The 11,939-nt window shown below is 59.7% G+C and carries 15 protein-coding genes and 1 pseudogene; 7 read left to right on the plus strand and 9 right to left on the minus strand.

The genetic code is table 11. The features are described 5' to 3' along the window. Positions 1-8: 8 nt before the first annotated feature. The 4 genes from msrA to AC097L_RS03730 form a co-directional block, all read right to left on the minus strand. A complete protein-coding gene (gene msrA / locus AC097L_RS03715; RefSeq protein ID WP_479584821.1) occupies positions 9-755 on the minus strand; it encodes a peptide-methionine (S)-S-oxide reductase MsrA in 747 nt (248 codons plus the stop codon). A gap of 124 nt (positions 756-879) precedes the next feature. After that, positions 880-1,443: a DUF1439 domain-containing protein gene (locus AC097L_RS03720; protein ID WP_479584822.1), complete on the minus strand. Its 564-nt coding sequence runs from the start codon at positions 1,441-1,443 to the stop codon at positions 880-882. Positions 1,444-1,473: 30 nt separating this feature from the next. Next, the gene (locus AC097L_RS03725; protein WP_479584823.1) at positions 1,474-2,316 is read right to left on the minus strand and encodes a transglutaminase-like domain-containing protein; all 843 of its coding nucleotides are present in this window, start codon (positions 2,314-2,316) and stop codon (positions 1,474-1,476) included. Positions 2,317-2,561: 245 nt separating this feature from the next. Continuing rightward, on the minus strand, positions 2,562-3,341 hold the full coding sequence (locus tag AC097L_RS03730; protein ID WP_479584824.1) for a tRNA-uridine aminocarboxypropyltransferase: 780 nt from the start codon (positions 3,339-3,341) through the stop codon (positions 2,562-2,564). 208 nt (positions 3,342-3,549) lie between these two features. On the opposite strand from AC097L_RS03730, the gene AC097L_RS03735 reads away from it, so the two are divergent. The 7 genes and pseudogenes from AC097L_RS03735 to AC097L_RS03765 all read left to right on the plus strand — a co-directional run bounded on the left by AC097L_RS03735 (position 3,550) and on the right by AC097L_RS03765 (position 7,877). Then, entirely contained in the window at positions 3,550-4,026 is a 477-nt protein-coding gene (locus tag AC097L_RS03735; protein WP_479584825.1) for a helix-turn-helix domain-containing protein, read from the plus strand. Beyond that, the gene (locus AC097L_RS03740; protein WP_479584826.1) at positions 4,027-4,602 is read left to right on the plus strand and encodes a VapC50 family PIN domain-containing toxin; all 576 of its coding nucleotides are present in this window, start codon (positions 4,027-4,029) and stop codon (positions 4,600-4,602) included. A 124-nt stretch (positions 4,603-4,726) separates the two neighbouring features. Then, positions 4,727-4,855, plus strand: a pseudogene (locus AC097L_RS03745) (DUF4172 domain-containing protein); the annotation flags it as partial. A gap of 793 nt (positions 4,856-5,648) precedes the next feature. Next, complete coding sequence (locus tag AC097L_RS03750; protein ID WP_479584950.1) at positions 5,649-6,326, plus strand: dienelactone hydrolase family protein; 678 nt, start codon at positions 5,649-5,651, stop codon at positions 6,324-6,326. 98 nt (positions 6,327-6,424) lie between these two features. Then, the gene (gene ypfH, locus AC097L_RS03755) at positions 6,425-7,129 is read left to right on the plus strand and encodes an esterase (protein WP_479584827.1); all 705 of its coding nucleotides are present in this window, start codon (positions 6,425-6,427) and stop codon (positions 7,127-7,129) included. Between the two features lie 77 nt (positions 7,130-7,206). Beyond that, the gene (locus AC097L_RS03760) at positions 7,207-7,533 is read left to right on the plus strand and encodes a YdeI/OmpD-associated family protein (RefSeq protein ID WP_479584828.1); all 327 of its coding nucleotides are present in this window, start codon (positions 7,207-7,209) and stop codon (positions 7,531-7,533) included. Then, the gene (locus tag AC097L_RS03765; RefSeq protein WP_479584829.1) at positions 7,530-7,877 is read left to right on the plus strand and encodes a YdeI/OmpD-associated family protein; all 348 of its coding nucleotides are present in this window, start codon (positions 7,530-7,532) and stop codon (positions 7,875-7,877) included. The genes AC097L_RS03760 and AC097L_RS03765 overlap by 4 nt, the downstream gene beginning before the upstream one ends. A gap of 80 nt (positions 7,878-7,957) precedes the next feature. Here AC097L_RS03765 and AC097L_RS03770 read toward each other — a convergent pair whose 3' ends face one another. The 5 genes from AC097L_RS03770 to AC097L_RS03790 form a co-directional block, all read right to left on the minus strand. After that, positions 7,958-8,518, minus strand: coding sequence for a hypothetical protein (locus AC097L_RS03770; RefSeq protein ID WP_479584830.1), 561 nt, complete (start codon positions 8,516-8,518; stop codon positions 7,958-7,960). Positions 8,519-8,520: 2 nt separating this feature from the next. After that, positions 8,521-9,339, minus strand: a complete 819-nt coding sequence (locus AC097L_RS03775; RefSeq protein ID WP_479584831.1) for a DUF7946 domain-containing protein — start codon at positions 9,337-9,339, stop codon at positions 8,521-8,523. Positions 9,340-9,357: 18 nt separating this feature from the next. Then, positions 9,358-11,175, minus strand: a complete 1,818-nt coding sequence (locus tag AC097L_RS03780) for a DEAD/DEAH box helicase (RefSeq protein ID WP_479584832.1) — start codon at positions 11,173-11,175, stop codon at positions 9,358-9,360. Positions 11,176-11,407: 232 nt separating this feature from the next. Further along, the gene (locus tag AC097L_RS03785; protein ID WP_479584833.1) at positions 11,408-11,674 is read right to left on the minus strand and encodes a Txe/YoeB family addiction module toxin; all 267 of its coding nucleotides are present in this window, start codon (positions 11,672-11,674) and stop codon (positions 11,408-11,410) included. A gap of 4 nt (positions 11,675-11,678) precedes the next feature. Then, positions 11,679-11,933: a type II toxin-antitoxin system Phd/YefM family antitoxin gene (locus AC097L_RS03790; protein WP_479584834.1), complete on the minus strand. Its 255-nt coding sequence runs from the start codon at positions 11,931-11,933 to the stop codon at positions 11,679-11,681. Positions 11,934-11,939 lie beyond the last annotated feature (6 nt).

Genomic DNA, 11,939 nt, shown 5'->3' on the forward strand with positions numbered 1-11,939 from the left:
TGGGGCCATTACTTCACGAGCACCGGCTGATCGCGGTACACCGTGGGCATCATCGCCTTGAGGTTGGCGATTTTGGGCAGGTCAAACTGGGCGATGTACCCCGCGTCGGGGTGCAGGGTGGCGTAGTTTTGGTGGTACTTCTCGGCGGGGTAAAAGGCCGTGAGCGCGCCGAGTTGGGTCACGATCTGGGCCGGGAACACCTTGGCGGCATTCAGCTCGGCGATGTAACGCTCAGTGAGCTGCTTTTGGCCCGGCGTGGTGGTGAACACGGCGGACCGGTACTGCGTGCCCACGTCGGGGTACTGGCGGTTCAACTGCGTCGGGTCGTGGGCCACAGAGAAATAGATTTGCAAAAGCTGCGCGTAGCTGACCAGTTTGGGGTCAAAGCGCACCTGCACTGCTTCGGCATGGCCGGTGCCGCCGCCGCTGACAGTTTGGTAGTCGGCATCGCCCTTTTTGCCGCCCGCATAGCCCGACACCGCCTCCAGCACGCCGTTGGTATGCTGAAACACGGCCTGGATGCCCCAGAAGCAGCCTCCGGCAAACACCACGGTTTCGCTGGCCTGCGTGCTAGGGACCACCCCGGCCAGTGCCTGTGCCGACGGGGCTGGAATGGCCACCGCCTTCTCGGCCACGGCGTTGGGGCTGGCATACAGCACCGCCACCAGGGCGACAGCGGCTAATCCCAGCAAGTAGGTCTTTTTCATGGAAGAGTGGGAAGTGGCCGGGGCGCAAGAAAGGGGAGGGCGTGCCATGGTGTGTGTCCTTGGGTGGGCTAGGTACATTGGTCGACCCACAACCCCAAACCTTACAGCAGTGCTCTGCACGCCAAGCCCGCGCCCGGTAAATCACCTTGCGGGTACATGACTATTCAAAGTCTTACAAAGGCTTGTTCACAAACTCCACTACCAGGCCCTGGTCCGTCACGGTGATGCTGCCCGGCTGCAGGCCCATAGTGTCGGGCAGGGCCAGGTCTTGGGGGCGGAGCTGGTGCAGCACCACGTCTTGCAAAGCCTGTTCGGCCAGGGCCGGGCCGTAGGTGTTCAGCAGCTCCACCACGGCGGGCTGCAGGCTGGGGAATTGCAGGTTTTGGAAGTGCATTTGCACGGCGCGCACCGTGCGGTCGATGGGCTCGTAGCGCAGGGCAAAGTCCACAGTGATGCTTCCGCTGTGGCTGCGCCGCAGGGCCGGACCCGCGGCTTCGACGGCCATTTGCGCCGCCAGGCGGTTTTGGGCGGGCAGCAGGCTCAGGCGCGGGGCCTGCAGGTCCAGGTTCAACATGCCGGGCACTGGGTAGCGCAGAGGAAAGCGCTGGGCCACGGCCTGCTGCAACTGCGCGGCCGAGACGGTGTAACCAGGCTGGGCCTGGGCGGACAGCGCCAGCAGGGAGGTGCCGAGCAGCAGGCCACGGCCCAGGGTGTCTAAGAAAAGTCTTCGGTGCATCGGCGGCATTGTGCCCCTGCGATAAACGGACTAGACCGTGAAAATGGCGTTGCCGTAGGCATCCACCTCGTAGGTCGTCACCTCAAACTTTTGCAGCGTGTTCTGGCCAAAGGCCATGGTGATGGGCACGTCGCCCGCGTCGCGGCCCCGGGCCATCACCACGCGGCCGATACGCGGCGTGTTGTGGCGTGCGTCAAAGGTGTACCAGCGGTCGCCCAGAAACACCTCGAACCACGCGCTGAAGTCCATCGGGTAGCGCACGGGCGGTATGCCGATGTCGCCCAGGTAGCCGGTGCAGTAACGGGCCGGAATATTCATGCAGCGGCACAGGGTGACGGCCAGGTGGGTGTAGTCACGGCACACGCCGGTGCCCTCGCGCCAGCCCTCTACGGCGGTGCGGGTGGCGCGGGCGGCCTGGTAGTCGAAACGGATGTGGTTGTGCACGTAATCGCAAATCGCCTGCACCCGCGCCCAGCCCAGCGGCGTGTTGCCAAACTGGTTCCAGGCAAATTGCAGCAGCTCGCTATCGACCTCGCAGTAGCGGCTGGGCAGCAGGTACATCAGCGTGGACGACGGCAGCACCGTGGGGTCGTGCTGCCAGGCACCCCAGTTCACCTCGTCAGGCAGGCCGGAGTCGCACACGATGGCTTCGCTGCGGAACCCCACCTGCGTCACGCCCGCAGGCGCGTTCACCCTGCTGCACAGGTTGCCAAAGGCATCAAAGTACTCTTCCACCGCCAGGCCCGGCAGCACTTCCACAAACTGCGGTGCCAGCAGATCGCCGCGCCGAGACGGGTGCACGTGCAGCAAGTGGATGAGCGCCATAGGGGAAGCAATGGCGAGCTCGATGTTGAAGCCGATTTTGATGTACATGGTGGGCCCGGTCAGAAGTCAGAGGGAAGATGGATTGCAGCCTTAAAAAATTCAAAGCCATACCAACCACTTTGCCGGGATGCGCTACCCCAAGGTAGCGGCCGGGGCCCCGTAGCCGTGTCAGAGAGTAACCGCTATCGTGCCGGACAACGCCTACGCAATTAGCAAGCCATGCCTGCTGGCCCGACGCGCCTTATTTAAGAAAAAAAGGCTGCTAGCGCAGGTAACGCTTGCGCTAGCAGCTATTATTTTTGAAGCATTGAGGCGCTGGCCATCGTCTGCAGGCTGCGCAAACGCTGGTGCGCCGCGTTGTCTGTATCGGCGGGCAACTGCTGCTTGGCTTGCAGGTAGCGGTGGATGAAGACATCCAGATACGCCTCCAAGGCCTGCGCGGCCTGCGGCTCGTCGGCCAGCTCCAGGCACAGCGCGGCCACCTCGGACGTGCAAAAGTGGTCGTCGCGCCGCGACCGGCGCAGCCGGTACTGTGAGATACGGTCTGCCTGCAGGCTTAGCACCGGCAGCCGGTCGAGGTACGGGCTTTTGCGGAACATCTTGCGCGCCTCGGGCCAGGTGGCGTCCAGCAGCACAAACAGCGGGCGCCTGCCATCCACCGGGGGCCTTAGCGCGCCCACCACCCGTTCAGGGGCCACAAACTCACCGGGAAACACCAGATACGGCTGCCACTGCGGGTCGGCCAGCAGGGCCAGCAGGCCCGGGTCCACCGCGGTACGGGCCCAGCCAAAGGCCCAGGTGTCGGCCACCACGTCGGCAATCAGCCAGCCGGTGTTGCTGGGCTTGAGCGGCTCGATGTCGGCCATCAGCAGGCACACCCCGGCCTGGTGCGGATGCCGGGGCAGCACCGGGCGCAGCGCGCACATGCAGTGGCTGGGCGCCAGGCGGCAACCCGTACAGCGCTCCACCTTGGAGCCGCCCCGGGCCAGAAAAGGCTTGGCGCTGCGCGCAAGCCGGGCGGTGCGCAGGCGGGAGACCGCGTGAGGTGGGGTGGGAGATATGACGTGGGGCATGGCGGTATTGTCTCTGCGGCGATTAGCTCGCATATTCGCCGCACTTTGTGCGGTGAATAAAGCCAGTGACCAGGGTGAGCGCTGCTGAACAGCCACAGCACTCTAAAGCATTGCGTTTAATTCGAATAATGCATTGAATGCGATTAGCAGTGTTACCATTTGCCAAGCGCACAAGCCCGAAGACGGCGCACACGCAAAGGACACTCCCATGCAAGAACCCGAAGTTCTAGACCCGGCCAACGCAGCCGAGGCGGAAATGGCCGCCGTGGCCCACCAATGCCTGGTGATGGCCCTGGACCATTCCAAAGCCGACCACATCCAGGTCATCCTCGACATCAGCACCGATGCCGACCACCCCCACGCCACCCCGGTGCTCAAGCTGCCCCCGCGCGCGCTGCAGTTCTTTGCCGACGTACTGCGCCAGATGGCTAAGCGCGAACCCATGCTACTGGTGCCGCAAAAGCACGAACTCACCACCCAAGAGGCGGCCAACTACCTCAACGTGTCGCGCCCCTTTGTCATCAAAGAGATCGAAGCCAACCGCCTGCAATGCCGCAAGGTCAACCGTCACCGCCGCATCGCCTTCGAAGAACTCCGCCGCTACCAGGCCGCCCAGCAGCAGCAATCGGAGCAGGCCCTGCAAGACCTGACCACGCTGTCCGAAGACCTGAAACTGGAGTTCTGATTGGCCGGGTCGTCGCGCTACACAGCCATACTGGATGCCAACGTCCTGTATCCGCAACTGCTGCGCGACACCCTGCTGAGCCTGGCCGTTGCCCGCCTGTACCACGCGCGCTGGACAGCCACCATCCACGGCGAATGGACGCGCAACCTGCTCCTCACCCGCCCAGATCTCGCCACCAAACTTCCAGCCGTGGTAGCGCTGATGAACAGCAGCGTGCCCGACTGTCTGGTAACCCACTACGAAAAATTAGCAGAAAGCCTGGAGCTGCCCGACCCCGACGACCGCCACGTACTCGCCGCCGCCATCGTCGGCCATGCGGATGCCATCGTCACCTTCAACACCAAAGACTTCCCCGATGCCGCGCTGCAACCCTACGGTATCGAGGTGCAACACCCCGACGAATTTGTGGTCAACCAGTTGCAACTGCAAAAAATCCCGGCGCTTAGCGCCATCAAGAAAATGCGCGCCCGCTGGACGCACCCGGCGCGCCCGGCACAAGAGCTCATCACCGCCTTTGAACTGCGCGGCATGCCGATGACGGCGCATCTGTTGCGCGAGGCCGTTACCTTGATTTGAGCGGGTGTGGCAGCGGCAAGGGATGATCCGCCCATAAATTAAGAGTTTTATGAAATACCCTTCTGGCGCTTATGGGACAAGCACGAGCAGCTATGGATTTAAAAGCAAAACCATGCAGTAGTGCTGGGCGGGCACGCCGATGAACGCTCGGCAAACCCTGGTGCTGAACCATGTGCTAGACGGCATGGAAGGCAAGCTCACGAATACCAAGTGGGCCGCGATGGGCAAATGCTCGGCGGATACGGCGCTGCGCAGCCCGGAGGGGGGGGCGGAGTGTGGGGTATGGGTTGTGCAAATAGCGCTGCAGCCTATATGCAGTCGGCGAAGACTGCTATCGCTTTAGCAGCCTGGGTCCACTTTATCCATCCAAGGCTCAAGAAAATATCCCGCTGGCGGCCTGAGTGCCCAAGACTGACAGCGCACGCTACCCGGCACGCATCATCTGGTAAACAAAGATCGCCACTCCGGCGAAAAACGTGGTGCCGACGACAAACCCGATAGCAATAAAAATAGTTTTTTTCATCACGCCATGCCCATGGGAAATTGGCTCCGTAAGAGCCCTCATTAACGAAACAATAGATTTTCGCTTCTTCTACAAGCGCACTTGCATATTGCACTACTTTTGCGCCGCAAATCCATCAGCGCTGGGCGGGCACGCCCATGAACGCCCGGCAAACCCTGGTGCTGAACCACGTGCTTGATGGGATGGAGGGCAAGCTCACGAATGCCAAATGGGCCGCGATGGGCAAATGCTCGGCGGATACGGCACTAAGGGATATCAATGGTTTGGTGGAGCGGGGGGGCTGCGCAGGCTGGAGGGGGGTGGAAGGAACACGGGCCATGCGTTACCAGTCAAATAGGCCGCTAGCGCAGTTGGAATCTGCACAAACAGCTATTAAATCCATAGTATTTTCACCTTGGGCAAGTGGTACAGGGCTCCGGTGGTGGTGACGACCAGCCTGCCCAATCCCCCACACAAGCCATTGCCTCGCAATCTGACCATAATACCGCGCACCCCTAACCAACAAGGAGCAACGATGGGAACCATGGTGAATTTCGCACGGCCCGATGGCAAAACCGTACCCGGCTATCTGGCCGAGCCAGCCGCAAGCAATGCCCCGGCCATCGTGGTCATCCAGGAATGGTGGGGCCTGAACGACCAGATCAAGGGCGTGGCCGACCGCCTGGCCGCTGCCGGCTTCCAGGCCCTGGTGCCCGACCTGTACCGCGGCAAAGCCACGGTAGAACAAGAAGAAGCCCACCACCTGATGACCGGCCTGGACTTCAGCGACGCCGCCAGCCAGGACATCCGCGGTGCACTGCAGTTCCTCAAGCCCCGCGCGCCCAAGGTGGGCCTGACCGGCTACTGCATGGGCGGCGCGCTCACCCTGCTGGCCGCAGCAGCGCCCGAGCTGGACGCCGCCGTGGTCTGGTACGGCTGCCCGCCGCTGGAATACATCGACGCCAGCAAAATCAAAATCCCCCTGCAAGGCCACTGGGCCACGCAGGACGAGTTCTTCAAGATCGACACCGTGGCCGCGCTGGAAGACAAGCTCAAAGCCGCCGACGTCAGCTTCGAGTTCCACCGCTACCTGGCCCACCACGCGTTTGCGAATGAAACCGCCGTCGGCCCCGGCCGCATTGCGGCTACGCAGTACGACCCTGTGTGGGCGCAGCAGGCCTGGGACCGGGCGCTGCGGTTCTTTGGCAAGCATCTGGGGTGATCTGGCGCATGCAGCCCATGGACCTGGAGAAGGACTCCATTGCCTTCTCCAGGTCCATTGCCGCAGAAAATGCACAGCATCTTCCACAAGGACTCTTCGTGCCAGACTCCATCGTCATCCAGCAACCCGCCCTGCCAGCCCAGCAACTCATGGTGCTACACCACGGCGAAGGCGGCAGTGCGCGTCACATGGAGCCCTTGGGGCGGCGCCTGGCCGCGCATTTCCCCCATGCCTTCATCGTCAGCGTGCAGGCGCCGTACCGCTGCGACGCGGCTGCCCCCCAGCTTGCCGACGCAGAAGTGGGCGGCCAGTGGTTCCCAACGCAAGACATTGATGACGAGCAGCGCGCCGCACGCGTGGCACAGGCCGTGCCCGCCTTTGTGCACAACCTGCGCTACTGGCAAACCCAGAGTGGCGTGGGGCCCGGTGCCACGGCCATCTTTGGCTTTGCACAGGGCGCCACCATGGCGCTGGAAGCCGCGCAGGTCGAACCCGCGTTGGCTGCACGCATCATCGTGCTATCCAGCCGCTATGCGCAGCTGCCCAGCAGCGCGCCCGAGAAAACCACGCTGCATTTCATCCACGGCAAGGCGGACCCCGTCATCCACTACGGCCACTGCGTAGCCGCCGCAGAGCGCCTGGTGGGGCTGGGCGGCGACCTGACGGCAGACGTCATCCCCTTCCTGGCACATGCAGTGACCGACGAAGTCATGGACCTGGTGCTCGAACGCCTGACAGGCCATATTCCCAAACACCAATGGGAAGAAGTGCAGAAGGCAGCAGCACAGCAGCAGGGCAGCTAGCCCGTCGCCCATACCGCAGCCTGTATGCCAAACAGGCCGCTGGCGCACGTGGAATCTTCGCAAGCAGCTATCAAATTATGAGCAAACCAGCGCACCACACCTTTGAAACGTCTGAGCAACTCCACGCGTGGCTGCGGGTGAACCACGCCAGCGAGTCTGAGCTGTGGGTGCGCATCTTCAAAAAGGCCACCAGCCAGCCCTCCGTTACCTGGGACGATTGCGTGGTGGCCGCTATTGGCTGGGGTTGGATCGACGGGCTGCGCAAGGCCTTGGACGACACCTCGTTTCTGCAACGCCTTATTCCATTTCCAGACAATACGAGATTAGGCGCGAAGCCGCAGACAGTGGTTTGCCACGGCAAGGCGAAGCAACAACATATTCGGATTGATCTGGAGATGGAATGACCCCACGCCGCGCGCGCTCCAAATGGTCGCAGAAAAACGTGCAGCATGCCGAGTGGCTGATCGCGCAAGGGCGCATGCAAGCCGCCGGCCTGGCGCATGTAGAGGCCGCGCGCAGCGATGGGCGCTGGGCCCCCGCCTACGCCGACAGCGCCACCATGGTGATGCCCGAAGACTTTTTGGCGGCACTGCAACAAGACCCCGCTGCCGAGGCCTTCTACGCAATCCTGAAGCGGCAGCAGTTGTTCACCATCTACTACCGGCTCACCAGCGCCAAGCGGGCGGAAACTCGGCAGAAGCGCATGGCTGAACTATTGGCAAAGTTGGCGCGTGGCGAAAGCCTGTGATTTCGTATTTAGTGGCACATGGTGGCCAAGGCGCAGTTTTAACCGTGCTGGATCGGCATACCCGTAAATCTGACGTAGATTCACAAATTCAAGCTTAGTTTTTCGCAATCTTTGTTTTCATCGAGGAACTTTCCGGCCTTTTCGCAGAAATTATAAAAAGCCAGCCAGTGGATGCGTTCCATATTTATTCCAACCATAAAGTTACTTCCATTTTTGGCAGAAATTGCATAGTAGCCAAACATGTAATACGCAATCGCAGGATTTATAAAGTTGGCTGAGGATAGCAACGATATTTCTTCCATAAAGGTCAAGAATTTTCTTTTCTTATCCCACATTAGTGGCTCAACTAGCTCAACATCGTCGCCATCGATGTGTTTCAAAACTTCAAGCAAAACTGGGTCATCAAACAGTAATCTATGTTGTTTTAGGAAAAACTCCGTTCTTTTAAGTAAAGAATCGTTTGCGCGTTGAGTTCTTAATGCCCTCAGTTCAATCCAGATTTTCCATCCTGCTCCGATTAAAGTGATGAGAGTAACTACTATGCCGACTGCCTGCCAATGTGCTCCCCATTCCGCCATGGTCATGCATTCGTCGACGAATGGAATAATTACCTTTGCGCAGAATACTTTATCGTCACTCATTATTAAACCTCGTCTATCGTGAGAATTAATAGCCGCTTAATTATCCCGGCGGCATTAGTAACTTGATATCCTGCAAATTGCCTTTTCCCATTTCCAATCCGACGAGAGCCCTCTTCCATTGATGCGGCGGCTGAGGTGTTGCCCACCAATTCAGGATTGAATCCAAGTAGATTGAATGGGATTGTTCGACCCAAATCATCAATGTAAGCCCTGCCGTATCCTGTAAGGATGTTGTACTTCGTTACATTTCCTATCCAATACTCTTGAGTGTTTGAGCGTTGAGTTGTTCCAACGTACTCCAACGTTTCATGATTCATAGATATTGCAGATCCGACTCTTGGGCGAAGAATTTTTATCGTATTTGCACTATTTGATTTAATTGGCCGATGTACTTCTGCTAAGTAATTCTCTAACGCGGCGGCCATTTCATCAAAATTCCCCTCATTTCTATCTATTTTTTTCCTCAAAAATGGAGTTGTGGGGTCATGCTCAATCCCGATGCCCAGCGCGAATGTATAAGTAAAATAATCCCAAAAATTGCCAACAATAACTGATGCCCCCATTTCTTCAGTGACTTTTTTTGAGAATTCAACATCAATAAGTGTCTCAAAGCACCCTTTCTTTGCGCCTGTCATGTAAGTTGTGATATTCGTAGGTTTTGGAACCTTGCTGCGAGCATCATCATCGTTTGCAAAAGCATGGGCTATGCGATTTAATACTCGAGTGAATCCATGTAATGATTCTGCTGCATCAAAAAGATCAAGTCGACCAGAATCAGAACTTTTGCCTTCGTATTGAATAATTATCTCTGTGTGTTTCATTCTCTGACTTTCATGTTTTTAAATGAATATCTCGCCATATTTACCTCCCCCACTAACCCCCATCACCAACCTCTGAGTAGCCCTAGTCGCCGCCACATAAAACACGCGCGCCGCTTCCTGCTCGTCCTCTCCCACCGCAGGCATATGCCCCACGCCGGGTAGCGCCACCACCGGAAACTCCAGCCCCTTGCTGACCTTCATCGTCATGATCTGGATGGCGTTGGCACCGGGTCTGAAGTCGCCCGCCCGCTTGCGCACATTGAAGGGCAGCCTGCGCTGCTCCAGCGCCCAAGCGCACAGGTCCATGGTGGAGTAGTCGTGGCACAGGATGGCCATGTCGCCCCAGGCGTGGCCTTCTTTGTGGGCGTTGCCTAGCTCGTCTGCAATGGCAAAGGCTTCGTCGCGCAAAGTGGGCAGGCGCAGGATCAGCGGGGCCTCGCCATCGCGCCCGCAGCTGATGGGCTTGAGCATGGGGATACCGTCGTCGTCTTTGTCGTCCGCAGTCAGCAGGTCGGCCGCCACCAGGCTGGCAATTTGCAATATCTGCCGCGTGTTGCGGTAGTTGATCTTCAGGATGGTGGTGCGGCCCTGCGCCTGTATGCCTACGCTCTTGAAGCTGAACTGCTTGCTGCGCGCGCGTTCGTAAATGCTTTGCGCATCGTCGTACAGCACCAGCAGGCTGTTGGTGCTGGGGTCCACCATTTGCGTGACCAGCTTGAGCCACTCGGGCGCGAAGTCGTGGCCTTCGTCGAGCATCACCGCCTGGTATTGGCCGCTGGGGATTTGTTTGCGGTCCACGCCGGTGACCATGCGGTGCACCATGTCTTCCATCTTGGCGGAAACAGACATACGGTCGTCCGGCAGCGTTTGCCCAAACGCCACCAGTTGGTCGCGGCACCATTTGTGAAAGTGCCGCACATGTACCTTGCCGCCCAAGCCCTTGGCCTGCATCACGCTGTGCAGCTTCACGCCCAGCGGCTCGTTAAAACACAGGATGAGGATGGGCTTGCTGGTCGGTGTGCTGGCCTGGGCCAGGTATTCCGCGCGGTAGCCCAGGATCATGGTCTTGCCGGAACCGGCCACGCCGTGGATGACGCGGTGGCCCTCGCCCAGGCTGCGGGCCAGCTGCTCTTGCTGCAGGTCCATCACCCGCATGATGCTGGGCAGCTCTGCGTCGGCATCGCTGTCGTCAAACAGCGCAGCCTGTGTTTGCACGCGCACCTGGGGGAACATGATCCAGCGCACGCGGTCCATCTGCGGCAGGCTAATAGCGCCGCGCATGCCGTAGGGGAACATGCCCCACAAGCGGCTTTGTAGTTCTTCGGCGTCCACGCCCTCCAGCATTTCGTCTTGGCACAGCGCGCGGTGGGGTTCGATGGCATGGTGCAGCTCGGCCGCCTCAAACTGCTTGCGGGTGATATTGGTAAACACCACGCCATAGCTCCAGGGGAAAGCCAGCTTGCCGGCGTGGGGGCCATCAGCTTGCACCAGCGGAGCATCGCGTTCCAGCGCCTTGACCACTTGGTGCGCGTACTGGCGGGCTTGCTCCAGCGGATTGATCACCGTCTTGGGGCCGCTATCGCCCAGAATTTCCCAGTTTTGCTTGTCGGCCTGCAAGATGGTGCTGGGCTTCCAGTCTTTCACCTCCAGCACCAAAATGCCGCGGCGCGGGTGCATCACGCAGAAGTCGGGATGGGTGTTGCGTGGTCCCATGGGTACGTCGTACCAAAGCAGGTAGTCGTCTTCGAGCTTGTGCTCCAGCCGCTCGGCCAGGCGCCGTTCCCCAGAGGTCATCCGCGACACACAGGAACCCAATGCCGGTATCAATACAGCCATAGCTCTGTGCCCACCCAGTGTTTCTAATTGCAACGTCCGGCGCATCATGCACGACAAGGCAACAGAAATCACGAGCGCCGCGCGCGATAGTTCGCCGTTAGTCCCCCATATGCATGAAACCTGCACGCCTCAAAGCTTGACTGTTCAGGCTGCCAGCCATACTTGCCAAGCAGCATCTACACCCATTCCAAGTCCCTCTGTACGGCATCGCAAAACCGCCGTTTCTGCCCCCTCAATCGTCGTAATGCCCCCGGCAAGCCACCACATCCAAATCCGCATCGTCCACCGCGTACACCAGCCGGTGCGTCCCATCAATCCGCCGAGACCAATAGCCCGCCAAGTTGCCCATCAGCGGCTCGGGCTTGCCGATACCTGCGAAGGGCTCGCGGGCTGCGGCTTCAATCAGGGTGTTGATGCGCTTCAAGGTTTTCTTGTCTTGCCCCTGCCAATAGGTGTAGTCGGCCCACGCCGCCGGGGTGAATCGGATGGAGCGCGCCATCGGCTCAATCCTTCACCAACTCACGGCGCACGGCCTTGCCCGCTTTGTGCTGGGCGATGGACTTGGCCAGGTGCGCGGCGTTGGCCGGGGTCGAGAGCAAGTGCATGGTTTCCATGATGCTTTGGTAGTGGTCTAGCGACATGACCACGGCATCGGCACCATCGCGGCGGCTGATGACGGTGACATCGGCATCGTCGCTTACGGTGTCCAGCACCGATTTCAGCGAGCTGCGGGCTTCCGAGTAGGTGATGATGCGCATGGTGAA

The sequence above is a fragment of the Rhodoferax sp. RT5P35 genome (genome assembly GCF_056521385.1).